This window comes from Mycobacterium sp. G7A2, from assembly GCF_041902445.1.
Classification (GTDB): Bacteria; Actinomycetota; Actinomycetes; order Mycobacteriales; family Mycobacteriaceae; genus Mycobacterium.
On sequence record NZ_CP169251.1, the window covers coordinates 1902216 to 1927358 of the forward strand.

The window sequence follows — 25143 nt, forward strand, 5'->3', positions numbered from 1 at the left end:
TCTGGAGAGCTAGATGGCTGCAACACTGCGTGAGCTCCGCGGGCGTATCCGTTCCGCCGGGTCGATCAAGAAGATCACCAAGGCACAGGAACTGATCGCCACCTCGCGGATCGGCAAGGCGCAAGCCCGAGTCGAGGCGGCTCGGCCGTACAGCACCGAGATCACCAACATGCTCACCGAGCTGGCCAGCGCGAGCGCGCTGGATCATCCGCTGCTGGTTCCTCGTGAAGAGGCCAAGCGGGCCGGTGTGCTGGTGGTGTCCTCGGACCGCGGGCTCTGCGGTGCCTACAACGCCAACGTGCTGCGCCAGGCCGAAGAGCTCTTCTCGCTGCTGCGGGAAGAGGGCAAGAACCCGGTGCTGTACGTCGTGGGTCGCAAAGCGTTGGGATACTTCAATTTCCGTCAGCGCACCGTGACCGATTCCTGGACCGGGTTTTCCGAGCGGCCCGACTACGAGCACGCCCGCGACATCGCCGACACGCTCGTGACCGCGTTCATGTCCGGGGCCGACGACGACGGTGACGAGCCGGGCGACGACGGCATCCTCGGCGTGGACGAGCTGCACATCGTGTTCACCGAGTTCAAGTCGATGTTGTCGCAGAGCGCGGTGGCCCGGCGGATCGCGCCGATGGTGGTCGAGTACATCGAGGACGAGCAGCCCGAAGAAGGGCCCCGCACGCTGTTCTCGTTCGAGCCCGATCCGGAGACGCTGTTCGACGCGCTGCTGCCGCGATACGTGGCCACCCGGGTCTATGCGGCCCTGCTGGAGGCGGCGGCCTCGGAGTCGGCGTCGCGACGCCGCGCGATGAAGTCGGCGACCGACAACGCCGACGATCTGATCAAGGCCCTGACGCTGGCCGCCAACCGCGAACGTCAGGCTCAGATCACCCAGGAAATCAGCGAGATCGTCGGCGGCGCCAACGCGCTGGCCGACGCCAAATGACCTTCAGTAGTACGGCCCGTAAGGAAGCGAAGAGAAAATGACTGCAACCGCAGAAGCCAAAGAGACCACGGGTCGCGTGGTTCGCATCACCGGCCCGGTCGTCGACGTCGAGTTCCCGCGCGGCGCCGTACCCGAGCTGTTCAACGCGCTGCACGCCGACATCTCCTACAAGGAGCTGTCCAAGACGCTGACCCTGGAGGTCGCCCAGCACCTGGGCGACAACCTGGTGCGCACCATCTCGATGCAGCCGACCGACGGACTGGTCCGTGGGGTCGAGGTGACCGACACGGGGGCCTCCATCTCGGTGCCCGTCGGTGACGGCGTCAAGGGCCACGTGTTCAACGCTCTCGGCGACTGCCTCGACGAGCCGGGCTACGGCAAGGACTTCGATCACTGGTCGATCCACCGCAAGCCGCCCGCCTTCTCCGAGCTGGAACCCCGCACCGAGATGCTGGAGACCGGTCTGAAGGTCGTCGACCTGCTGACCCCGTACGTGCGCGGTGGCAAGATCGCGCTGTTCGGCGGTGCCGGCGTGGGCAAGACGGTGCTCATCCAGGAGATGATCAACCGCATCGCCCGCAACTTCGGTGGTACTTCGGTGTTCGCCGGCGTGGGTGAGCGCACCCGCGAGGGCAACGACCTCTGGGTCGAGCTCGAAGACGCGAACGTGCTCAAGGACACCGCGCTGGTGTTCGGTCAGATGGACGAGCCGCCGGGCACGCGTATGCGCGTGGCGCTGTCGGCGCTGACGATGGCCGAGTTCTTCCGTGACGAGCAGGGCCAGGACGTGCTGCTGTTCATCGACAACATCTTCCGGTTCACCCAGGCCGGATCCGAGGTGTCGACGCTGCTCGGCCGTATGCCGTCCGCGGTGGGTTACCAGCCCACGCTGGCCGACGAGATGGGCGAGCTCCAGGAGCGCATCACCTCGACCCGTGGAAAGTCGATCACCTCGATGCAGGCCGTGTACGTGCCCGCCGACGACTACACCGACCCGGCGCCGGCGACCACGTTCGCGCACCTCGACGCCACCACCGAGCTCTCCCGCACAGTGTTCTCGAAGGGCATCTTCCCGGCGGTGGACCCGCTGGCGTCGTCCTCGACAATCCTGGACCCGGCGGTGGTCGGCGACGAGCACTATCGCGTCGCCCAGGAAGTCATCCGAATCCTGCAGCGCTACAAGGATTTGCAGGACATCATCGCGATCCTCGGTATCGACGAGCTGGCCGAGGAGGACAAGCAGCTGGTCCAGCGTGCGCGCCGCATCGAGCGCTTCCTGAGCCAGAACATGATGGCGGCCGAGCAGTTCACCGGCCAGCCGGGCTCGACGGTGCCTCTGAAGGAGACCATCGAGGCGTTCGACAAGCTGGCCAAGGGCGACTTCGACCACCTGCCCGAGCAGGCGTTCTTCCTCATCGGCGGCCTCGACGACCTGGCCAAGAAGGCCGAGAGCCTCGGCGCCAAGTTGTGATGAGCGCTCGCGCGAAGAACGGACGAGTGTGATGAGCTCGGCGAGCATCGAGCTCCGAAAGGTGGTGTGACGTGGCGGTTCTCAATCTCGAGATCGTTGCCGTGGAACGCGAGTTGTGGGCCGGGGAGGCGACGTTCCTGTTCACCCGCACCACCGCCGGTGAGATCGGCATCCTGCCCAACCACATCCCGCTCGTCGCGCAGCTCGTCGACGACGCGATGGTCCGGGTCGAGCGGGAGGGCGAGGACGACCTGAGGATCGCCGTCGATGGCGGATTCCTGTCCGTCACCGAAGAGGCGGTCCGGATCCTGGTCGAGAACGCGCAGTTCGAATCCGAGATCAACGCCGACGAGGCCAAACAGGATTCGGAGTCCGACGATCCCAGGACGGCCGCCTGGGGGCGCGCACGTCTGCGCGCCCTGGGGCAGATCGACTAGGAAGCGGCCCGGTGAGCGCGTCCATGCTGTTCATGGTCGCGCTGGTGTGTGTGCTCGCGCTGCTCGTCGCGGCGTTGTTCTACCGCCTCTGGAAGTTGAGGCAGGTCGGAGGAACGGCGGCGATCCTTCGGGACGTTCCGGCCATCGGTGGACACGGTTGGCGGCACGGCGTCATGCGCTACCGGGGAGGCGAGGCCGGTTTCTACCGATTGTCCAGCATCCGTTGGTGGCCGGATCGGACATTGACCCGGCGAGGGCTGGAAGTCGTCTCCCGCCGCTCGCCGCGCGGGGACGAATTCGACATCATGACCAACGAGATCATCATCCTGGAGTTGTGCGACACCGGGCCCGAACGCGGGCGGTGTTATGAGATCGCACTCGATCGCGGGGCATTGACCGCGTTCACGTCGTGGTTGGAGTCCCGACCGTCGCCGCGGACCCGGCGGCGGAGCTTCTGACCCTGCCGGTCAGCCCTCGGCGTCGTCGACGTCGCGCTGTCCGCCTGGCTGCCAGAGCACATCTCCGTCCGGGTTGGCCGCGCGGGACAAGATGAACAGCAGGTCCGAGAGCCTGTTCAGGTACTTCGCGGGCAACACGCTGACCGATTCGCCGTGGGCGTCGACCGCCTGCCACGCCGACCGCTCGGCACGACGCGCCACGGTGCGCGCGACCTGCAGCAGCGCGGACAACGGTGTGCCGCCGGGCAGGATGAACGAGTTCAGCGCGGGCAGATCCTCGTTGAACTCGTCGCACCACGACTCCAAGCGGTCGATGTAGCGCTGTTCGATGCGCAGCGGCGGATATTCGGGTTCCGCCACGACGGGTGTCGACAGATCCGCGCCGGCGTCGAACAGGTCGTTCTGGATCTGCAGAAGCACCTCGCGCACGCGCCCGTCAGGAGAGCCGAGCGCGATCGCGACCCCGATTGCCGCGTTGACCTCGTCACAGTCCGCGTACGCCGAGAGGCGCAGATCGCTTTTCGACACCCGGCTGAAATCGCTGAGGCCGGTGGTCCCATCGTCGCCGGTACGGGTGTAGATCCGGGTGAGGTGCACAGCCATACTGAAACGCTACGGCACGCCCTGCCGACCGGCGTGACGGCCTGCGGCTCGGCTGCCTGACATGGCCCGGCGGGCTGTTTACACTAACCGGCGTGAGCGAGCATTTCGTGGTGACCGGTGGCAGCCGGTTATCGGGCGAAGTCGCCGTCGGGGGCGCCAAGAACAGCGTCCTGAAGCTGATGGCGGCTGCGCTGCTCGCCGACGGCACCAGCACGATCACTAATTGCCCCGACATTCTCGACGTTCCTCTGATGGCCGAGGTCCTGCGGGGGTTGGGCGCCAACGTCGAACTCGACGGCGACGTCGTGCGCATCACCTCGCCCGACGAGCCCAAATACGACGCGGACTTCGCCGCGGTGCGTCAGTTCCGGGCGTCGGTGTGTGTGCTCGGACCACTGGTGGGCCGGTGTAAGCGGGCCAAGGTCGCCTTGCCCGGCGGCGACGCGATCGGCTCCCGACCGTTGGACATGCACCAGTCGGGTCTGCGGCAGCTCGGGGCGCGGTGCAACATCGAACACGGCTGCGTCGTCGCCGAGGCCGACCACCTGCATGGCGCGGAGATCCAGTTGGAGTTCCCGTCGGTGGGTGCGACCGAGAACATCCTGATGGCCGCGGTGCTGGCCGACGGGGTGACGACGATTCACAACGCGGCACGAGAACCGGACGTGGTCGATCTGTGCACGATGCTCAATCAGATGGGGGCGCAGATCGCGGGCGCTGGTTCGTCGACGTTGACGATCACCGGCGTCGACCGGCTCTATCCAACCGAACACCGGGTCATCGGTGACCGCATCGTGGCGGCGACGTGGGGTATCGCGGCCGCGATGACCCGGGGCGACATCTCTGTCACCGGCGTCGACCCGGCTCACCTTCAGCTGGTTCTGCACAAACTGCACGACGCCGGTGCCACCGTCACCCAGAACGACAACGGATTCCGGGTGGTTCAGTACGACCGCCCGAAAGCGGTCAACGTCGCGACGCTCCCGTTCCCCGGCTTCCCGACCGACCTGCAACCGATGGCGATCGGCCTGGCCGCGATCGCCGACGGGACGTCGATGATCACGGAGAACGTGTTCGAGGCCCGGTTCCGGTTCGTCGAGGAGATGATCCGACTCGGCGCCGATGCGCGCACCGACGGTCATCACGCGGTGGTGCGGGGGATTCCGCAGCTGTCGAGTGCTCCGGTGTGGTCGTCGGACATCCGGGCCGGCGCCGGGCTGGTGCTGGCGGGGTTGGTCGCCGACGGCGACACGGAGGTTCACGACGTCTTCCACATCGATCGCGGTTACCCCCGGTTCGTCGAGAACCTGGTGAGTCTCGGTGCCGAGATCGAACGCGTCGTATAACGCTGCGCGGCACCGAAACAGTCTGTACGCTGGCCATTTGGGCGTTTGCGCGACAGCGCGTAGTATTTCCGCCAGAAGCCAACCGGCCGGGTCCGAACGGAAACGAGCGGACAAACAGGACGGGGCTTGACCTTCCTAGCCAGAGTGATCTAAGCTGGCAGGGTTGCCCGAAACAGGGACATGTTGTTTGAGAACTCAATAGTGTGTTTGGTGGTTTTTGTTTGTTGTTTTTGTTCACCTCTTTTTCCCGTTTAGGGGTGGATGTTTTTTTGATGCCAGATTTTTCTGGTTGCTTGGTCAGATTTTTCTGATTCGGATTCTGCCCGGTTTGTCCGGGGGTTTTTGTTTGGAGAGTTTGATCCTGGCTCAGGACGAACGCTGGCGGCGTGCTTAACACATGCAAGTCGAACGGAAAGGCCCTTTCGGGGGTACTCGAGTGGCGAACGGGTGAGTAACACGTGGGTGATCTGCCCTGCACTTTGGGATAAGCCTGGGAAACTGGGTCTAATACCGAATATGATCATCGGCTTCATGGTCGGTGGTGGAAAGCTTTTGCGGTGTGGGATGGGCCCGCGGCCTATCAGCTTGTTGGTGGGGTAATGGCCTACCAAGGCGACGACGGGTAGCCGGCCTGAGAGGGTGTCCGGCCACACTGGGACTGAGATACGGCCCAGACTCCTACGGGAGGCAGCAGTGGGGAATATTGCACAATGGGCGCAAGCCTGATGCAGCGACGCCGCGTGAGGGATGACGGCCTTCGGGTTGTAAACCTCTTTCGCCAGGGACGAAGCGCAAGTGACGGTACCTGGAGAAGAAGCACCGGCCAACTACGTGCCAGCAGCCGCGGTAATACGTAGGGTGCGAGCGTTGTCCGGAATTACTGGGCGTAAAGAGCTCGTAGGTGGTTTGTCGCGTTGTTCGTGAAAACTCACAGCTTAACTGTGGGCGTGCGGGCGATACGGGCAGACTGGAGTACTGCAGGGGAGACTGGAATTCCTGGTGTAGCGGTGGAATGCGCAGATATCAGGAGGAACACCGGTGGCGAAGGCGGGTCTCTGGGCAGTAACTGACGCTGAGGAGCGAAAGCGTGGGGAGCGAACAGGATTAGATACCCTGGTAGTCCACGCCGTAAACGGTGGGTACTAGGTGTGGGTTTCCTTCCTTGGGATCCGTGCCGTAGCTAACGCATTAAGTACCCCGCCTGGGGAGTACGGCCGCAAGGCTAAAACTCAAAGGAATTGACGGGGGCCCGCACAAGCGGCGGAGCATGTGGATTAATTCGATGCAACGCGAAGAACCTTACCTGGGTTTGACATGCACAGGACGCCGGCAGAGATGTCGGTTCCCTTGTGGCCTGTGTGCAGGTGGTGCATGGCTGTCGTCAGCTCGTGTCGTGAGATGTTGGGTTAAGTCCCGCAACGAGCGCAACCCTTGTCTCATGTTGCCAGCACGTTATGGTGGGGACTCGTGAGAGACTGCCGGGGTCAACTCGGAGGAAGGTGGGGATGACGTCAAGTCATCATGCCCCTTATGTCCAGGGCTTCACACATGCTACAATGGCCGGTACAAAGGGCTGCGATGCCGTGAGGTGGAGCGAATCCTTTCAAAGCCGGTCTCAGTTCGGATCGGGGTCTGCAACTCGACCCCGTGAAGTCGGAGTCGCTAGTAATCGCAGATCAGCAACGCTGCGGTGAATACGTTCCCGGGCCTTGTACACACCGCCCGTCACGTCATGAAAGTCGGTAACACCCGAAGCCGGTGGCCTAACCCTTGTGGAGGGAGCCGTCGAAGGTGGGATCGGCGATTGGGACGAAGTCGTAACAAGGTAGCCGTACCGGAAGGTGCGGCTGGATCACCTCCTTTCTAAGGAGCACCACGAGAATAGGTGTGGCAGTGGGCCATACCTGATGCCGTGAGGAACCCTTTGCCTGTAGTGGGCGGGGTTTGGTGCACAACGAACATGTCGTGTCGGTGGGGAAAGCCGGCGCGCGAAAAGACTTGCCAGACACACTATTGGGCTTTGAGACAACAAGCCCGCGGGTCTGCTGCGTTGGTGGCAGATGCCGGCTCTTGGCCTCCTCGAGTTTGTGGGGGTTGGGGGTTCTTGTTGTTGCCCCGCTTTGGTGGTGGGGTGTGGTGTTTGATTTGTGGATAGTGGTTGCGAGCATCGAGATGATGGCTTGTGTGAAGGGCCTGCCTTCTTTTGTGGGGGTGGGTGTCTTTGTGTGGGTTGTCGTCTCATGTAATGCAAATTTTTCTGATATCCGCATGCAGTCCTGCTTTTGGTGGGGGTGTGTGTGGGTGACTCATTTTTTGGTTTTGTGTTGTAAGTGTTTAAGGGCGCATGGTGGATGCCTTGGCACTGGGAGCCGATGAAGGACGTGGGAGGCTGCGTTATGCCTCGGGGAGCTGTCAACCGAGCGTGGATCCGAGGATGTCCGAATGGGGAAACCCGGCACGAGTGATGTCGTGTCACCCGGCACTGAATACATAGGTGTCGGGGGGGAACGCGGGGAAGTGAAACATCTCAGTACCCGTAGGAAGAGAAAACAAATAGTGATTCCGTTAGTAGTGGCGAGCGAACGCGGAGGATGGCTAAACCGTGTGCATGTGATACCCGGCGGGGGTTGTGTGTGCGGTGTTGTGGGGCGTTTCTTCTCTCATCCGCCGATGAGGGCAGGAGTCAGAAACTGATGGGTTAGTTGAAGTGGCCTGGGATGGTCTGCCGTAGTGGGTGAGAGCCCCGTAAGCGAAAATCTGTCAGCTCCTGTGGAATGTTCCCCGAGTAGCAGCGGGCCCGTGGAATCTGCTGTGAATCTGCCGGGACCACCCGGTAAGCCTGAATACTTCTCAGTGACCGATAGCGGATTAGTACCGTGAGGGAATGGTGAAAAGTACCCCGGGAGGGGAGTGAAAGAGTACCTGAAACCGTGCGCTTACAATCCGTCAGAGCCCTCGCTTTGCGTGGGGTGATGGCGTGCCTTTTGAAGAATGAGCCTGCGAGTCAGGGACATGTCGCGAGGTTAACCCGGGTGGGGTAGCCGTAGCGAAAGCGAGTCTGAATAGGGCGTATCCACACAACAGTGTGTGGTGTAGTGGTGTGTTCTGGACCCGAAGCGGAGTGATCTACCCATGGCCAGGGTGAAGCGCGGGTAAGACCGCGTGGAGGCCCGAACCCACTTAGGTTGAAGACTGAGGGGATGAGCTGTGGGTAGGGGTGAAAGGCCAATCAAACTCCGTGATAGCTGGTTCTCCCCGAAATGCATTTAGGTGCAGCGTCGCAGTGTTCGTGTTGGAGGTAGAGCTACTGGATGGCCGATGGGCCTCACAAGGTTACTGACGTCAGCCAAACTCCGAATGCCGACACGGTGTAATGCGGCAGTGAGACGGCGGGGGATAAGCTCCGTGCGTCGAGAGGGAAACAGCCCAGATCGCCGGCTAAGGCCCCTAAGCGTGTGCTAAGTGGAAAAGGATGTGCAGTCGCGAAGACAACCAGGAGGTTGGCTTAGAAGCAGCCACCCTTGAAAGAGTGCGTAATAGCTCACTGGTCAAGTGATTGTGCGCCGATAATGTAGCGGGGCTCAAGCACACCGCCGAAGCCGCGGCAGCGTATTCATACGCTGGGTAGGGGAGCGTCCTGCATCCGGTGAAGCAGCAGCGTGAGCTAGTTGTGGAGGGTGTGGGAGTGAGAATGCAGGCATGAGTAGCGATGAGGCAAGTGAGAACCTTGCCCGCCGAAAGACCAAGGGTTCCTGGGCCAGGCCAGTCCGCCCAGGGTGAGTCGGGACCTAAGGCGAGGCCGACAGGCGTAGTCGATGGACAACGGGTTGATATTCCCGTACCCGTGTGTGAGCGTCCCTGATGAATCCGTTCTGCTAACCGCCCAAATGGCATGTCACCACCTTCGGGTCAATGGGATGTGCCGGCTGCGCGGGACCCGGACGGGTAGTAGTCAAGCGATGGGGTGACGCAGGAAGGTAGCCGTACCAGTCAGTGGTAATACTGGGGCAAGCCGGTAGGGAGAGACATAGGCAAATCCGTGTCTCATATATCCTGAGAGGTGATGCATAGCCGAGTGAGGCGAATTCGGTGATCCTATGCTGTCGAGAAAAGCCTCTAGCGAGCGCACACACGGCCCGTACCCCAAACCAACACAGGTGGTCAGGTAGAGAATACCAAGGCGTACGAGTGAACTATGGTTAAGGAACTCGGCAAAATGCCCCCGTAACTTCGGGAGAAGGGGGACCCACATGGTGTGTAAGCCCTTGCGGCCCAAGCACAAGTGGGTGGCACAAACCAGTGAGAAGCGACTGTTTACTAAAAACACAGGTCCGTGCGAAGTCGCAAGACGAGGTATACGGACTGACGCCTGCCCGGTGCTGGAAGGTTAAGAGGACCCGTTAACCCTTCGGGGTGAAGCGGAGAATTTAAGCCCCAGTAAACGGCGGTGGTAACTATAACCATCCTAAGGTAGCGAAATTCCTTGTCGGGTAAGTTCCGACCTGCACGAATGGCGTAACGACTTCTCAGCTGTCTCAACCATAGACTCGGCGAAATTGCATTACGAGTAAAGATGCTCGTTACGCGCGGCAGGACGAAAAGACCCCGGGACCTTCACTACAACTTGGTATTGGTGCTCGATACGGTTTGTGTAGGATAGGTGGGAGACTGTGAAGCAGCCACGCCAGTGGTTGTGGAGTCGTTGTTGAAATACCACTCTGGTCGTATTGGGCCTCTAACCTCGGACCGTGAAACCGGTTCAGGGACAGTGCCTGGTGGGTAGTTTAACTGGGGCGGTTGCCTCCTAAAATGTAACGGAGGCGCCCAAAGGTTCCCTCAACCTGGACGGCAATCAGGTGTTGAGTGTAAGTGCACAAGGGAGCTTGACTGCGAGACGGACATGTCAAGCAGGGACGAAAGTCGGGACTAGTGATCCGGCACCCCCGAGTGGAAGGGGTGTCGCTCAACGGATAAAAGGTACCCCGGGGATAACAGGCTGATCTTCCCCAAGAGTCCATATCGACGGGATGGTTTGGCACCTCGATGTCGGCTCGTCGCATCCTGGGGCTGGAGCAGGTCCCAAGGGTTGGGCTGTTCGCCCATTAAAGCGGCACGCGAGCTGGGTTTAGAACGTCGTGAGACAGTTCGGTCTCTATCCGCCGCGCGCGTCAGAAGCTTGAGGAAACCTGTCCCTAGTACGAGAGGACCGGGACGGACGAACCTCTGGTACACCAGTTGTCCCACCAGGGGCACCGCTGGATAGCCACGTTCGGACAGGATAACCGCTGAAAGCATCTAAGCGGGAAACCCCCTCCAAGACCAGGCTTCTCACCCTTTTAGAGGGATAAGGCCCCCCGCAGACCACGGGATCGATAGACCAGACCTACACACCTAGCAATAGGCGCAGGGAACTGGCACTAACCGGCCGAAAACTTACAACAACAACAAAACCTCGCAACCACACCACACGGTCAAACAACAACGACCACACCCCACCACCAAAACACGGGGCCCACACACCTCCCCCCACCAAAAAAAGGGGGGCACTCAAAAACGAGTGAATACAGTTACGGCGGTCCATAGCGGCAGGGAAACGCCCGGACCCATCCCGAACCCGGAAGCTAAGCCTGCCAGCGCCGATGATACTACCCACCCGGGTGGAAAAGTAGGACACCGCCGAACACACCTTAAAACCGGTGCCCCCCAACACAGTTGGGGGGCACCGGCATTTCTGCATCCCCACACGCCGACGCCCACGGGCCAAAGCGCCACCGCCACAGCCGTTCCCGTTGCCGAGTGACCCGTCGTTTGCATCGCTCATGTGAACGGATGATGGGGCTTGTGGTCGCCCAGTCCGAGTACCGAACCTGAGAGCCGGCGTTGGTCGAACGACGCGGTACGGGCCGGTGTTCAGTCGAACAACGTAGGCAGCGCCGAGGCGTGACTGCGCTCCAGGCCGAGCAACGTCTTCTTCCGCTCCATGCCCCCGCCGTACCCGGTGAGGCTGCCGTTGGCCCCGATGACCCGGTGGCAGGGCACGATGATGCCGATCGGGTTGTGCCCGTTGGCCAAGCCGACCGCACGGAACGCCCCGGGCGCCTCGATCTGCCGGGCGATCTCTCCGTAGGAACGGGTTTCACCGTAGGGAATGGTCAACAGCGCCTCCCAGACCCGGCGTTGAAATGCCGTACCGACCAGGTCCAGGCCGAGGTCGAAGTCCTGTCGTTCGCCGCGGAAGTACTCCTCGAGTTGTGCCACCGCGTCGCCGAAGGCCTCGTCGTCGCGCAGCCAGTTCGACCGGTCCGGTTCGTAGGTCTGATCGGTCATCCGCAAGTGACGCAGACGGCCGTCGCGTCCTGCCAGCGTCAGCGTCCCGACCGGGCTGTCCATGGTCCGATACCGCACGTCGTCGCTCATCGTTTCTCCTTCGGCGGCCACTGATTGACCGAATGATCGAGGGCTGTCCAAAGATGTTGTGTCGCATAGGATCGCCAGGGGCGCCAGGCCCTGGCGTGTTCGCTCAGCGGTTTGGGCGCCGACGGTAGGCCAATGTGCCCAGCGGCGGCGGCCACGCCCAGATCGGTGGCCGGGAAAGCGTCCGGGTCGCCCAGTCCCCGCATGGCGATCATCTCTGAGGTCCACGGGCCGACGCCGGGCAGGGCCAACAGCTGCTGCCGCGCGGCCTGCCAGTCGCATCCCGAGTCGAGCACCACCTCTGCGGTGCTCAACGCGGCGATCAACCCTGTCAGAGTGCGCTGCCGCGAGGCCGGGAACGCCAGGTGGCGAGTGTCGATGTCGGAAAGCTGGGCCACTGAGGGGAACAGGTGCGTCAGTCCGCCGCCCGGGTCGCTGATCGAGTCGCCATACGCGGTGACGAGTCTCGCGGCGTGGGTGCGTGCGGCGGCGGTGGACACTTGCTGGCCGAGCACCACCCGCACGGCGAGTTCGTGCTCGTCGACAGTGCGCGGGATGCGCTGCCCGGGTGCCTTGGTCACAAGAGGCGCCAGGTGATCGTCGGCGCCGAGGGCTTCGACGACCGCCTCCGGATCGGCGTCGAGGTCGAGCAGCCGCCGGCAGCGGGCGATGGCGGCCGACACGTCGCGAAACTCGTCGACGACCAGCCGGCACCGCACGTGATCCAGGTGAGGGGTGAAGCCAACGACAGCGCTTCCGTGCGGAAGCCGCATCGTCCGGCGATAGGTGCCGTCCCGGACCTCTTCGACCCCGGGCACCGCGGTGGCGGCCAGATGCCCGAACAACCCTTCGTAGGCGAACGGTGTCCGCACCGGCAGCCGCAGCGACATTGCTCCGGCGCCTGCGAGGGCGTCGCCACCGTCGCGGGCGCGGGCGCGCCGACGCAGCATGGTCGGGGACATGTCGCACACCGTGCGCACCGTGTCATTGAATTGGCGGATGCTGGAGAAGCCGGCCGCGAATGCCACATCGCTGATGGGCATCTCGGTCGTCTCGATGAGAACCCGTGCGATCTGCGTGCGTTGCGCTCGGGCCAGCGCGAGCGGAGTGGCTCCCAGCTCGGCCTGCGTGAGGCGCTCGAGCTGGCGTGCGGTGTATCCGAGCCGGGCGGCCAGTCCGGCGACACCTTCGCGGTCGACGACGCCGTCGGCGATCAACCGCATGGTCCGCGCGACGACATCGCCACGCACATTCCACTCCGGAGATCCGGGCGAGGCGTCGGGTCGGCACCTCTTGCACGCGCGGAAGCCGCCCCGCTGCGCAGCCGCCGCCGTGGGGTAGAAGCGCATGTTGCGGGCCAGCGGCGGCCGCACCGGACAGCTGGGGCGGCAGTAGATACCGGTAGAGAGCACCGCGATGACGAACCACCCGTCGAACCGCGCGTCCTTGGCCTGCACGGCCCGGTAGCAGCGGTCGAAGTCGGTGTGCATGTCACCGACAATGGCACGACGGCGCCGCAAGCACTAGCGGAAAAACGACATGGAGCTGTCCTGCGATGTCAGGGCTCTGGGTAGCCTCGGCCCGGCGTCAGGACCGGTTCAGCGGCACCGAGATCACCCGGCTTCCGAGCGCCTTCACGCGGTCGGGTAGGACCCGGTTCAGCGTACCCATCGCCTTACTCACCAGCGAGCCGGCCATCACCTTCTGATCGCCGCGCCGCATCGCCCGATAACCCTCGTCGGCGACCCGCGCCGGGTCGTCCTTGGGTGCTTTCCCCACCGGGGTGTTGTCCAGGCCGGCGCGGTGGAAGAAGTTCGTCCCGGTGGGACCGGGCATCAGCGCGGTCACCGTGACATCGCTGCCGTGCAGTTCGTCGTGGATCGCCTCGGCCAGGGACTGCACGTAGGACTTCGTGGCGTTGTACACGTTCTGATAGGAGCCCGGCATCATCGACGCGACCGACGACGTGAGCAGGACCTTTCCGCTGCCCCGCTCGACCATGTCGCGAAGCACCAGTTTGGTCAGGTGGGTGGTCGAACGCACATTCAGGTCGATCACCGACAGATCGTGCTCGAGATCGCTGTCGACAAACTTTCCGCTGGTGCCGACGCCGGCGTTGATCGCCGCCGCATCGAGGGCGTGGCGCCCCTCGGTCGCCCGCTCATAGAGTTCCGTGACGCCCTCGGGGCTGCGCAGATCGACCTTCACCGGCCGCACGTGGGCACCGTTGTGCGAAAGCTTGCCCGCCGCCGTGGTGATCCCGTCGTCCTCGGCGGCGATGACCAGGTCGTAGCCGTCGTCGGCGAAGCGCTTGGCCAGCTCGAATCCGATGCCGCTGGACGCGCCGGTCACAAGCGCGAGTTTCTTGGTTTCAGCCATTCCGGGCGGCTACCCGCGACACCGCCGGCGAAACCGTGTCGGTTGGCCCACCGTGGCGGGGCAGCGGCGTCAGGTGCCGGTGGCGGTGCGAAACAATTTGGAGTAGACGCCGTTCTCCGGGTGGAAGAATCTCGGACCCACAACATCCCATCCGCCCAGATCCTCGACGGTCCACACCCGGTCCGGTTCGGGAAAGCGCGGGTCGGCCACACCGGCGACCTTGGTGGTGGGGCGGAAGCCGTTGTCGGCCCAGACCTGCTGTCCGCGAGCCGAATACATGTACGCCACGAGTGCTCGTGCGGTCGGCTTCTCGAGTCCGGCGTAGGTCAGCGCGACCGGGAAGTCCATGCGCAATGTCTGACGAGGCACCACGGTCTGCACGGGGTATCCGTCCCGCTGGAGTGTCCTCGCGGCGGCTTCGGACAGGAGCAGGACATCGCCGCGCCCTTCGAGGAAGTTCTCGCGGGCCTCCCACACCGAGGTCGGTCCCAGGGCGATGTGCTCCAGGATCAGCCGCCGCACGTAGTTTCGCCCCGCTTCGGGGTCGGCGCCACCGTTGCTCCCGGCTGCATACGCTGCCAGCAGAGCCAGCCGTCCGGACCCCTCGGTGGCCGGGTTGGGCGTCACGACCTCCAATCCGGGCTGCATCAGGTCCGCCCAGTCGTGGATGTTGCGGGGGTTGCCGGCGCGCACCACCATCGTCACGATCGACACGACCGGTACGCCTCCGGTTCGGCCGTTGTTCCAATCGGCGGGCACGAACTCGTCCCGGACGAGATCCGTCATGTTCCAGGCGTCGGAGATATGGAGGACGTCGACGTCTTCGCCATGCTGCAGGACGTCCTCGATGGTGCCGAAGGCGCCGTAGACACCCTGCGCTCCGGGCCAGCCTGGCTGGCCGGCGAAGTCGTCCAACGTGGTGTTCCAGGCCGGCATGGTCGTCCGGAACGCGCCGATCCGCACCGCATCCGGACCCAGGGCATCCTCGGACGGAGAGGCGACGTCTTGAGCGCAACCGCCGGTCAGCGCGGCGATGGCGGCAATCGCGGCGAGGCGAGCCCACCAGCGAGCGGCAACGCGCATGGGGAACCTCCTGGTCTGAAACTCCCTGGAACGACGCCGAGTCTAATACGCCCGGGGGCATGATTTCCGGTACGGACGAGTCAAGAGTTCCTCAATTTTCTGTGTCGAAAGCCCTGGACAGGACTGCTCGGCTCCGCCTCGGGTGCTGTCTGCTCGGCTCCGCCTGGGTGATGTCTGCTCGGCTCCGCCTGGGTGATGTCTGCTCGGCTCCGCCTCGGGTGTCCAACGCGGCGACCTACACTGCAAGCTGTGGCGGGACTGGTGCAGCGCTACCTCGACCGCATCTGGCGCGAGCACGCGGGCTGTGACGACGGACAGCTGGCCGACTACATCCCCGAACTGGCCGATGTCGATCCGGACGGATTCGGCCTGGCGCTGTCGTCGTCGGACGGGTTCATCTACGAAACCGGCGATGCAGCGGTGCAGTTCACCATCCAGTCGATCTCCAAGCCGTTCACCTATGCACTCGCGCTCGAGATGGTCGGCCCCGAGGTCGTCGACGCCTCGATCGGCGTCGAGCCGTCCGGGGAGCCATTCAACGAGATCAGCGTCGACCCTGAGTCCAAGACGCCGAAGAACCCGATGATCAACGCCGGCGCGATCGCCGCCGTCTCGCTGATCCCGGCATCCTCACCCGAAGAGCGCTTCGCGCTGCTGCGCGACTGGTATTCGGCATTCGCCGGCCGGCAGCTCGAGCTGGACGAGCAGGTCTACGCCTCGGAAAAGGCCACCGGCAGCCGCAACCGGGCCATCGGCTACATGCTGCAGAGCTTCGGAGTGCTCGACGACGACCCCGACGCGGTGCTCGACGTGTACTACCGCCAGTGCTCGCTGCGCGTCACCGCCACCGATCTGGCCAAGATGGGCGCCACCCTGGCGCGCGGCGGGGTCAATCCGCAGACCGGCCGCCGGGTCAGCGATGCGGCGGTGGTCAAACGCACCCTGGCCGTCATGGTCACCTGCGGGATGTATGACGGGGCCGGTGACTGGGTCAGTGCCGTCGGTATGCCGGCCAAGAGCGGCGTCGGCGGGGGAATCGTCGCAGTATTGCCCGGACAACTCGGTATCGGCGTGTACTCGCCGCGCCTGGACGCCAAAGGCAACAGCGTGCGCGGCGTGCGGGTGTGTCGCAGCCTGTCCGAACAGCTCGGGCTGCATTTCCTGACGGTGGCGAGGGATTCGCGGGCCACGCTGCGCGCGGTGTACGACCCAGAGCCCGGTATCCGGGTCTACGAGGCACACGGCGATCTGCTGTTCAGCGGCGCAGAACAGGTCATACGAGTCGCCGACCGCGAACGCGACGCGTTTGAGGTCGTCATCCTCGACGTCACCCGGATCGACGACATCGACGACGCCGCCCGCGCGCTGCTCTCCGGGATGGCCGAAGAGCTGCGCTCAGACGGCAAGGCCGGGTTCGTCGTCGACCCCGACCGATCGGTGATCCGCGCCGACTCCGAACTCGACGCCAGTCGCTTCGCGTCCGTGGCCGACGCTGTCGACGCCGCGCGTCTGTGGTTGGACACTGCACGACGCGGCTGATGAATTCAGGTTCCTCGACGCACCGGTTGCAACCGGCGGGCGATCTGATCGACCATCGATTCGAGTTCGGCCAGCCGTGCCGCTACCCGTTCCGGCGCCCACGCCAGCGCGATTTCGGCAGGCGCCCAGGTGCTTTCATCCACCGGGATCAGTCTGAACTCCGGCGGAGAGAAGATCTTGCCGATGAACGAATCCGGCGCGTAGCTGACCACCGCCACCAGATGCCGGTTGAACACCTGGCTCGCCATCTCGACCTCGCCGCCACGCTGGTTGGTGGTGCGCACGATGCGGTGCACCCCCCTGCGGTTGAGCCCGCGGGTCAACCCCGCCAGCACCACCGGGTTGGGCCGGGCGAAGTCGATCGCCACCTCACGTTCGCGCAGCTCCTCGATCGAGACCGCCTCTCGTTGCGCCAGCGGGTCGTCGAAGCGCACCGCGATCGCGCCCTGGTACCGGGCGACCACCCGGTGGCGCAGCCGCGGGTCGGGGGCGGGGAGATGGATCAGACCCAACTCGGCGTGCCCGGCGATGAGCTTCGCGGTGACCTCGGCCGCCGATCCGGGCACCGTGAACTCCACCGGCGCCAAGTCGGTGACGGCCGCCTCGAGCTCGGCGAGCAGATCCGACGGTGCGTAGGCAGTGGCGCTGACCCGGACCGGCGCCGGCCCCCGGCGGCCCTGCGCCGCGACCGCCTTGAACTCCTCGACCTGCGCCAGCACGTCGCGCGCCGGTCCCAGCAGTCGTTGGCCCAGCGGGGTGAGACGGACCTCGTGGTAGCCGCGTTCGAACAGCGGGCCGCCGAGCTCCTTTTCGAGGAGTTTGATCTGCTTGCTCAGCGGGGGCGGCGTGATCATCAACTTCTCGGCAGCCCGCTTGAAGTGGAGTTCCTCGGCGACAGCGACGAAATATCTGAGCCTGGTGAAGTCGATGTCCATTCCTGCCGCATCTCGAACGCCGGTGGCCGGGGCCACCGGCGCCTGTACGGAAATGCTACGAGATCACCGCTGCCCAGCGGCCGGCGTCACGTCGGGGCGGGCGGTTGCGCCGTCTCCAGCACGCCCCGGGCGTGCAGCTCGGCGATGCGCCTGTCGTCGAGACCGAGGAGCTCGGCGGCGATCTCGGCGGTGTGCTCACCGAGCAGCGGGGCCTGTCCCAGCGGCGGATCGGCCACGTGGTCGGAGTGGATCTGCACGTTCTCCAGCGTGAACGGTGCTTCGGCGTGCGGGTGCAGTTCCTCGCGGAACGCGCGTCGCTGGACGTAGTGATCCCACTCGGGCACTTCCGGTGGGCGCAGAACGGCCCCTGCCGGCACGCCGGCGGCCTGCAGCCGGTCCATGGCCGCCATCCGGCAGCGCTGCGCGGTCCAGGCGCGCAGCGCCTCCTCGATCGAGTCGTCGTCCCCGGTGAACCCGATCACCTCGCGCAGCGCGCACAGATCCGAGTCGTCGCGCACGGTGACGGCGATCCACTGGTCGTCGCCCTGCGCGGGAAACAGACCCCACGGGCCACGGCGGCCCGGCTCGGTGCGGGTGTGGCCGGCACGGTGCAACGCGTCGGCGGCGATGTCGGCAGCCAGATGGCTGAGCATGACCTCGGCCTGCGAGATGCTCGCGGCGCCACCGGTGCAGGTGCGTTCCCGACGCAGCAGCAGCGCGATTGCGGACAGTGCCCCGATGCGCGCCGAGACGTGGTCGGGGTAGACCGTCACGGTGTCACAGAACGTCTCCGGCTCACCGGGATACACCCAGAGGTTGGTGAATCCCGCCGCGGCACGCACCAACGGTCCGTAGCCCAGGCGCTTGGCCCACGGACCTGTGGGGCCGAACGCCGAGCTGTCGACCACCACCAGCCCCGGGTTGATCGCGTGCAGTGTCGCGTGGTCCATGCCGAGCGCTTCGGCAACCCCGGGCTTGAAGTTGGTCAGGACCACGTCGCAGGTGCGTGCGAGCCGGTGGGCCAGCTCCCGGCCCTCGGGATCGGACAGGTCGATGCCGATCGACCGTTTGTTGCGGTGGCCTGCGGCGTACGGCTGGGTCATCGAGTTCAGCCGGCCGACGCGCAGACCGTCGGGGTGCGAGGAGTGCTCGATCTTGACCACGTCGGCACCCAGGTCCCCGAACAACCGGCCGGTGTCGGCGCCGACCACGATGACCCCCAGGTCGAGGACGCGGACCCCCTCCAGCGGGCGTCCCTCGCCGCGCCGTGGCCGACCCGCCAGTATCGGCGCTGCGGTGAGGCGTTCAGTCACACCGTGGCGCGACGGCCCGACGTTCACGGCACTCGCGCGGTGCCCGTCGATCTCGCCGACCCCCGCCGGAACGGGTGCCCTCACACCGGGCGCGAGCTCGGCGTGGACGAAGAAGCCGCGGGCGCGGAAATGCTCGGCGTTGAGCGCTTCGGACAGCGTCAGCACCGCGGCGGTGGGGACGCCGTGGGCCTGCCCGCGCGCTTCCAGCTCGGCGCGGGTCTTGTCGGCGCAGAACCGCTCGATGGCCTCGAGCAGCTGCGGCGAGTGGAATCGCTTGCCCAACTTGTCGAACGAGGGATCGGCGAACTCCTCGGGGCTGCCCATCAGCGAGAACATGCCGCGCCACTGCCGTTTCGACAGGATGCAGATGCGGACGTGGCCGTCCTGGCAGGCGACGATGGGGTAGCGCTGTCGTTCGGCGTTCCAGTCACGGAGCTGGCTGGTGATCGCCACGCCCGCCGACGCACTTCCCGCGGTGCCGAACGGCGGGTCGAGGGCCTGCATCGCGCCGTCGAGCACCGAGAAGTCGATGAGATCCCCCTCCCCGCTGCGCAGCCGGTCTGCGAACACGCTGAGCGTCGTGACCGCGGCTTGCGCGGCGGCCACCTGGTAGGGCAGGTCGGCGGGCGGAATCAAGGGCTCTCGGCCGGGGATGCCCGAGCGGGACAGCTCGCTGGTCAGGGCGTGCAGCACGGGTCCGGTGGCCTGCCAGGCTCGCTGGTCGGTGTCCCGGCCGAAATCGCTGATCGACAGGATCACCAGACCGGGATACCGGGACCGGATGTCGCGAACCGACAGCATCGCCTCGGCCGGGGACCCGGGCCGGGTGTTCTCGATGAAGATGTCGGCGCCGGCCAGCAGATCGGTGAACTGCACCGCGCCGGTCGAGGTCGAGGGGTCGATCTCGACGCCGGCCATGCCGTGCCGGTTGATCGCCGTGGCCACGGGCACCGAATCGACGTGCGGCCCGACCGGTTCGTCGGCGGTGACACCGCGCAACCGCACGACAGTGACCTCGGCGCCCAGATCGGCGAGCAGACGACCGACGGCCGTCATCGGACCCGAACAGGCATCGAGGATCCGGACACCCGCCAGGGGCGGGTCGTAGGCGCCGCGTGCGGCGGCCGCTTGCATCACACTCAACTCCGGCGTGCCTGACGGAACGGGATGTCGCGGTCGACCTCCGGTTCCCTGGGCAGCCCGAGCACACGCTCACCGATGATGTTTCGCTGGATCTGGTCGGTACCCCCGCCGATGGAGGTGAAGAACGCGTTGAGGGTCAGGAAGTTGACGTCGTCGGCCACCGGGTTCTCCGGACCGGCCAGCAGTGCCCGGGCGCCGATCAGCTGAGTCTTCACCGCGGCTTCGGTGTGCAGGATCTTCGACATGGCGAGCTTGCCCAGTGACATCAGCGAACTCGACGTGCCCTGGGTGGCAGCGGCTTTGGCGCGGGCGTTGGTGAGCTTGTTCAGTTCGCGCATGGCCAGGACCGAGGCGAGCTGATGGCGCATCACCGGGTCGTCGAGCTTGCCCTGTTCGCGGGCGAGTTCGAGCAGACTGTCGGCCTGGCTGTTTCGGGATCCCCGCCCGGTGTCGCCCATGATGGAGCGCTCGTATGCCAGCGCGGTCTGCAGCGCACGCCAGCCGTTGCCCTCCCCGCCGAGCAGATAGGCGTCGGGCACGATGGCGTCGCTGAGGAACACTTCGTTGAAATGTGCTTCACCGGTGATCTGCACCAGCGGCCGCACCTCGATGCCGGCCTGTTTCATCGGCAGGATGAACAGGCTCAAGCCCTTGTGTTTGGGCACATCCCAGTCGGTGCGGGCCAGCAGCAGCGCGTAGTCGGCGGTCTGCGCGCCCGATGTCCACACCTTCTGGCCGTTGACGACCCAGTGGTCGGCGTGCCGCACCGCGGTTGTTCGCACAGCGGCCAGGTCCGAACCCGCGCCGGGCTCGGAGTAGAGCAGACAGGTGCGCGACCGCTCGACGAGGAAGTCGCGCAGCAGGTCGTCCTTGAGCGCGGCGGTGCCGAGAGCGAACGTCGTGTTGGCGGCGATGTTGTACTTGTCCTGGCGCGAACCCGGCGCCTTGGCGGCGGCGAACTCCTGCGCGATGACGTTGGCCAGGTCGGCGGGGTAGCCGCGGCCGAACCAGTCGGAAGGGTAGGTCGGTACGGCGAATCCGGCGTCGAGCACCTTTTCCAGCCAGGCGATCCGTTCGGGGGAGGACGTCCACGGGTCGACGCTGCGGGGCAGCGAAGTCCAGTTGTCGCGTAACCAGTTCCGGACTTCAGAGCGCAACTGGTCGGCGGTGGGTAACGCGGGCAGGGAAGCGTCGGACACGTCAGGCACCTTTCGAGATGAGGTAGCGCTCGCGGTGCAGGCGGGGACCGCCGAACAGCTGCAGTCCGGTCCTCGCCCGGCGCAGGAACAGATGGGCGGGGTGCTCCCAGGTGAAGCCGATCCCGCCGTGCATCTGGATGGCCTGCATCGCGACGTTGTCGTACGCCTCCGCGCAGACGAACCCGGCCAGCGCTATGGGGCCCTCGGCTGTCCGGATGTCCGTGGACACGGCGCGGGCCGCATGCTGTGCGGCCGAGGTCGCCGACTCGACCTCCAGGAGCAGATCGGCGGCCATGTGTTTGAGCGCCTGGAAACTGCCGATCGGGCGGCCGAACTGGATTCGGGTCTTCAGGTACTCGACGGTCATGTCGAAGATCCGCCGAGCACCGCCGACCTGCTCGGCAGCGGCGGCGAGGACGGCGTGGTCCAGCGCTGTCTGCACGGCCTCCCATCCGGCGGTGCCGATCCGGCGCGCAGGTGTCGCGGAGAACGTGAAGGTCGACACAGGTGTGGTGGGGTCGAAAACTGTTGCCGCGGTGCGGTGGAACCCAGCGGCCTCCGGGGCCACCTCGAACACCCCGATGCCCTCGGCGGTGCGCGCGACGACGAGTATCACGTCGGCGATCTGCCCCCAGGTCACGTAGTGCGCGCTGCCGGTGAGCGTGCCGTCGGCGTCGGCACGCACCCCGATTCCGGCGGGGACCCAGGAACCGGATTCTCCGGTCACGGCGACCGTCCCGATGGCGGTGCCGTCGGCGAGCGCGGGCAGCAGCCGCTGACGGTCGTCCTCGGAGCCGGCCGCGGCGAGCAGCGTCACGGTGAGCACGGCGCTGGAGATGAACGGGGCAGGCAGTAGCGCCTTCCCGGTTTCCTCGGCGACCGCCTCCAGTTCGAGCGCGCCGAACCCCATTCCCCCGTACCGATCGGCCACGAGCATGCCCGGCACGCCCTGGTCCGCCAACTGGGCCCAGAGGTCGCGGTCGAATCCGTCGCCGGTGGCGATGACCCGCCGCACGTCGTCTTCGGTGCACCGTTGGGCCAGCAGCTCATTGACCGCCGCACGCAGGTCCGCCCGCTCGGCCGCAGTGATCGTCATGTGTCAAACCGCCTCTCTGGCCCGGCCTCCTATGCTCGGTGGTCGCGCTGCAGGTGTCCATCACCGATCCCGACATCGGCGGGTTTCCCGCTGCGACATGAGAAGTGTCGGGCCGGCGCGCCTGTCACGGTTCGGCCGGGACGGCCAGCTCGGTCGGCTCGCGGTAGCCACGCAGCGTCACCGTCTCGCCCTCACACCAGCGCGAGCGTTCTGCTTCGGTCGCGTTGGCGACTGTCTCGGCGGAGGCGACCAGCCGCTGCGGGTAGTCCTTGGCCAGTTCGCACAGCCGGGCCGCTTCGTTGACCGGCTCGCCGATCACGGTGTACTCGAAACGTTCCTGGGCGCCGACGTTGCCGGCCAGCACCGTGCCGGCCGCGACGCCGATCCCGGCCTCGCATTCCGGGACTTCCTCACGCAATCTGCGGCTGATCTGTCTGGCCGCGGCCAGTGATTCGTCCTCGGGGTGCTCCAGCGACACCGGAGCGCCGAACACGGCGAGCACCGCGTCGCCCTCGAACTTGTTGACCAGCCCGTGGTGGCGATCCACTTCCTCGACGATCACGGCGAAGAACCTGTTCAGCAATTCGACGACCTCGCCGGCGGGCCGACTGGTCACCAGCTTCGTCGAGCCGATGATGTCGACGAAAACGACTGCCGCGTAGCGGTCCTCACCGCCCAGTTCGGGTCGCTCCTTCTCCGCCAGTGCGGCGACCTCGCGGCCGACGTGTCGACCGAACAGGTCGCGAACCCGTTCGCGCTCTCGTAGGCCGGCCGCCATCGAGTTGAAACCCCGCTGCAGCTGGCCGAGTTCGGTGCCGTCGAAGACGACGACGTTGGTCTCCAGATCACCACGCTCGACCTGGTTCATCCCCGATCGGACCACTCGGACGGGTGTGACCGTCAACCAGGCCAGGATCCACATCAGGATCGCGCCGAACACGAGCGCGAACGCGGCGAGGATCATCACCGCGACGGTGAACTGCGTCGGCGTCAGATTGCGTTGGATGAGCGTGATCAGCGCTGCCAGGAAGATGCCGAGCACCGGCACGCCGGAGCCCAGCGCCCAGACCAGCATCGTGCGGCCCATCAGCCCTTCGGCGAACCGCCGGGGAGGGCGGCCCGCCTCGAGCGCCTGGGCGGCCACGGGACGCAACGCGAACTCGGTGAAAAGGTAACAGCTGGCCGAGACGACGATGCCCGGAAAGCTGACTCCCAGAAGCCATTTGGGGATGTAGTCGGTGTCGTGCCAGCCGTACAGCGCGGTGAGCACCACGGTGCCGAGGCCCCACAGGACCAGCAGCACACGGGTCAGCCGCCACGGGGCCAGGAAGGTGTTGTACTGGTCCTCGGCGGTGGGGGTGCGTTCCTCGACCGCCCAGCGCACGTTGTTCATCACCCGGCGGGTGGCCCAGAACACCCCGACCACCAACGCGGTCGCCAGGTACACCGGCACGACGATGAACGAGATCCAGGCGACATCAGGGGCGAACACGTTGGGGATCGGGAACGCCACGGTGATCACCAGCGTGGCGACACCCATCCCGATCAGATTCGCCACGACCACGAAGGTGGTCAGGATGATCTGGATCCGCACCCGTCGCCGGCGCTGGCTCTCCGAGACCCGGCCCAGAATCCACGACCCGTACTCGGGGGTCGACCCCACTCGCGGGCTCTGGTTGGTCACACGTTCCAACACGCGGCCGAGACGCTGCGCCGCTGTCTTGTTGCCCGTCATGGTGGCGTCAGCCTAACCACCACCCGTGGCGTTTAAGGTGGATCGGTGCGTCTCGTGATCGCCCAGTGCACCGTGGACTACGTCGGCCGGCTCACCGCGCACCTGCCCTCGGCGCGGCGCCTGCTGCTGTTCAAAGCCGACGGGTCGGTGAGCGTGCATGCCGACGACCGCGCCTACAAGCCCTTGAACTGGATGAGCCCACCCTGCTGGGTGGTCGAGGATCCTGACGGTGAATCGCCGGTCTGGGTCGTGGAGAACAAGGCCGGCGAACAGTTGCGCATCACCGTCGAGGAGATCGAGCACGATTCCAGCCACGAGCTCGGGGTCGATCCGGGGCTGGTCAAGGACGGGGTGGAGGCGCATCTGCAGGCGCTGCTGGCCGAACACGTCGAACTTCTCGGCGCCGGGTACACGCTGGTGCGCCGCGAGTACATGACCCCGATCGGACCGGTGGACCTGCTGTGCCGCGACGAGCAGGGCCGGTCGGTGGCGGTGGAGATCAAGCGCCGCGGTGAGATCGACGGCGTCGAACAACTGACCCGCTATCTCGAGCTGCTCAACCGCGACACCGTGTTGGCGCCGGTGGCCGGGGTGTTCGCGGCCCAGCAGATCAAGCCGCAGGCACGCACGCTGGCCACGGACCGCGGAATTCGTTGCCTGACGCTGGACTACGACCAGATGCGCGGCATGGACAGCGACGAGTACCGGTTGTTCTGATGGCCCGGCGACGGCGGGCGGGCGGTACGAGGCGCGGTGGCGGACAGCCAACACCCGGGCAGGTTCGGTTCCCGTCGTCGCGTCGTGTCGAACAGGGCGCCGACGGCCACGACTACGAGGTGCGCTCGGTCGCTGCGGCGCGTGCGGCGAAGGTCTACCGGTGTCCGGGCTGTGACCACGAGATCAGGCCGGCCACCGCGCACGTCGTGGTGTGGCCGGCGACGGACGCGGCCGGCGTCGAGGACCGTCGGCACTGGCACACGTCGTGTTGGGCCAACCGCGCCACCCGCGGTCCGACCAGGAAGTGGTCGTGAGACCTCGGTGTTGACAGG

18 protein-coding genes and 3 rRNA genes are annotated in these 25143 nt (G+C 65.6%); 11 read left to right on the top strand and 10 right to left on the bottom strand.

Features of this window, described 5'->3' with window-relative positions; translation table 11 throughout:
• Positions 1-13 precede the first annotated feature (13 nt).
• From ACEWX3_RS09300 to ACEWX3_RS09315, 4 genes are all read left to right on the top strand, one after another.
• Entirely contained in the window at positions 14-943 is a 930-nt protein-coding gene (locus ACEWX3_RS09300; RefSeq protein ID WP_207066848.1) for a F0F1 ATP synthase subunit gamma, read from the top strand.
• 37 nt (positions 944-980) lie between these two features.
• The gene (atpD, locus tag ACEWX3_RS09305) at positions 981-2414 is read left to right on the top strand and encodes a F0F1 ATP synthase subunit beta (protein WP_152518077.1); all 1434 of its coding nucleotides are present in this window, start codon (positions 981-983) and stop codon (positions 2412-2414) included.
• A gap of 71 nt (positions 2415-2485) precedes the next feature.
• Positions 2486-2851, top strand: coding sequence for a F0F1 ATP synthase subunit epsilon (locus tag ACEWX3_RS09310; RefSeq protein WP_207066847.1), 366 nt, complete (start codon positions 2486-2488; stop codon positions 2849-2851).
• Positions 2852-2862: 11 nt separating this feature from the next.
• Positions 2863-3309 carry a DUF2550 domain-containing protein gene (locus tag ACEWX3_RS09315; protein ID WP_374159250.1) on the top strand — a complete coding sequence of 149 codons (447 nt, stop codon included), beginning with the start codon at positions 2863-2865 and terminating at the stop codon, positions 3307-3309.
• Between the two features lie 9 nt (positions 3310-3318).
• Here ACEWX3_RS09315 and ACEWX3_RS09320 read toward each other — a convergent pair whose 3' ends face one another.
• On the bottom strand, positions 3319-3912 hold the full coding sequence (locus ACEWX3_RS09320) for a cob(I)yrinic acid a,c-diamide adenosyltransferase (RefSeq protein ID WP_374159251.1): 594 nt from the start codon (positions 3910-3912) through the stop codon (positions 3319-3321).
• 92 nt (positions 3913-4004) lie between these two features.
• Between ACEWX3_RS09320 and murA the strand changes: the two genes are divergently transcribed.
• The 4 genes from murA (at position 4005) to rrf (ending at position 10940) form a co-directional block, all read left to right on the top strand.
• A complete protein-coding gene (murA, locus tag ACEWX3_RS09325) occupies positions 4005-5258 on the top strand; it encodes a UDP-N-acetylglucosamine 1-carboxyvinyltransferase (RefSeq protein ID WP_347222198.1) in 1254 nt (417 codons plus the stop codon).
• A 343-nt stretch (positions 5259-5601) separates the two neighbouring features.
• Positions 5602-7121: ribosomal RNA gene (locus ACEWX3_RS09330) — 16S ribosomal RNA — on the top strand.
• Positions 7122-7582: 461 nt separating this feature from the next.
• Positions 7583-10699: ribosomal RNA gene (locus ACEWX3_RS09335) — 23S ribosomal RNA — on the top strand.
• Positions 10700-10826: 127 nt separating this feature from the next.
• Positions 10827-10940, top strand: a 5S ribosomal RNA gene (rrf, locus tag ACEWX3_RS09340).
• The 16S, 23S and 5S rRNA genes sit together here, the layout of an rRNA operon.
• Positions 10941-11168: 228 nt before the next feature.
• Here rrf and ACEWX3_RS09345 read toward each other — a convergent pair.
• The 4 genes from ACEWX3_RS09345 to ACEWX3_RS09360 form a co-directional block, all read right to left on the bottom strand.
• The gene (locus tag ACEWX3_RS09345) at positions 11169-11675 is read right to left on the bottom strand and encodes a methylated-DNA--[protein]-cysteine S-methyltransferase (protein ID WP_374159252.1); all 507 of its coding nucleotides are present in this window, start codon (positions 11673-11675) and stop codon (positions 11169-11171) included.
• Positions 11672-13162, bottom strand: a complete 1491-nt coding sequence (locus ACEWX3_RS09350; protein ID WP_374159253.1) for a DNA-3-methyladenine glycosylase 2 family protein — start codon at positions 13160-13162, stop codon at positions 11672-11674. The genes ACEWX3_RS09345 and ACEWX3_RS09350 overlap by 4 nt, the downstream gene beginning before the upstream one ends.
• A 97-nt stretch (positions 13163-13259) precedes the next feature.
• Complete coding sequence (locus ACEWX3_RS09355; RefSeq protein WP_207068370.1) at positions 13260-14051, bottom strand: SDR family oxidoreductase; 792 nt, start codon at positions 14049-14051, stop codon at positions 13260-13262.
• 69 nt (positions 14052-14120) lie between these two features.
• On the bottom strand, positions 14121-15134 hold the full coding sequence (locus ACEWX3_RS09360) for an extracellular solute-binding protein (protein WP_374159254.1): 1014 nt from the start codon (positions 15132-15134) through the stop codon (positions 14121-14123).
• 249 nt (positions 15135-15383) lie between these two features.
• On the opposite strand from ACEWX3_RS09360, the gene glsA reads away from it, so the two are divergent.
• On the top strand, positions 15384-16673 hold the full coding sequence (gene glsA, locus ACEWX3_RS09365; RefSeq protein WP_374159255.1) for a glutaminase A: 1290 nt from the start codon (positions 15384-15386) through the stop codon (positions 16671-16673).
• Between the two features lie 5 nt (positions 16674-16678).
• Here the strand turns inward: glsA and ACEWX3_RS09370 are convergent, their stop codons facing one another.
• The 5 genes from ACEWX3_RS09370 to ACEWX3_RS09390 all read right to left on the bottom strand — a co-directional run bounded on the left by ACEWX3_RS09370 (position 16679) and on the right by ACEWX3_RS09390 (position 24094).
• The gene (locus tag ACEWX3_RS09370) at positions 16679-17608 is read right to left on the bottom strand and encodes a LysR family transcriptional regulator (RefSeq protein WP_374159256.1); all 930 of its coding nucleotides are present in this window, start codon (positions 17606-17608) and stop codon (positions 16679-16681) included.
• An 86-nt stretch (positions 17609-17694) separates the two neighbouring features.
• Positions 17695-20055, bottom strand: coding sequence for a CoA transferase (locus ACEWX3_RS09375; RefSeq protein WP_374159257.1), 2361 nt, complete (start codon positions 20053-20055; stop codon positions 17695-17697).
• Positions 20056-20060: 5 nt separating this feature from the next.
• Positions 20061-21263, bottom strand: a complete 1203-nt coding sequence (locus ACEWX3_RS09380; RefSeq protein ID WP_374159258.1) for an acyl-CoA dehydrogenase family protein — start codon at positions 21261-21263, stop codon at positions 20061-20063.
• A gap of 1 nt (position 21264) precedes the next feature.
• Positions 21265-22359: an acyl-CoA dehydrogenase family protein gene (locus tag ACEWX3_RS09385; protein WP_374159259.1), complete on the bottom strand. Its 1095-nt coding sequence runs from the start codon at positions 22357-22359 to the stop codon at positions 21265-21267.
• A gap of 124 nt (positions 22360-22483) precedes the next feature.
• Positions 22484-24094 (bottom strand): adenylate/guanylate cyclase domain-containing protein, encoded by a 1611-nt coding sequence (locus ACEWX3_RS09390; protein ID WP_207068377.1) that lies wholly within the window; start codon positions 24092-24094, stop codon positions 22484-22486.
• Positions 24095-24139: 45 nt separating this feature from the next.
• Between ACEWX3_RS09390 and nucS the strand changes: the two genes are divergently transcribed.
• Together nucS and ACEWX3_RS09400 are read left to right on the top strand one after the other, a co-directional pair.
• Positions 24140-24811, top strand: a complete 672-nt coding sequence (gene nucS / locus ACEWX3_RS09395) for an endonuclease NucS (protein ID WP_152518063.1) — start codon at positions 24140-24142, stop codon at positions 24809-24811.
• Positions 24811-25125 carry a hypothetical protein gene (locus ACEWX3_RS09400; protein WP_374159260.1) on the top strand — a complete coding sequence of 105 codons (315 nt, stop codon included), beginning with the start codon at positions 24811-24813 and terminating at the stop codon, positions 25123-25125. The genes nucS and ACEWX3_RS09400 overlap by 1 nt, the downstream gene beginning before the upstream one ends.
• Positions 25126-25143: the final 18 nt, after the last annotated feature.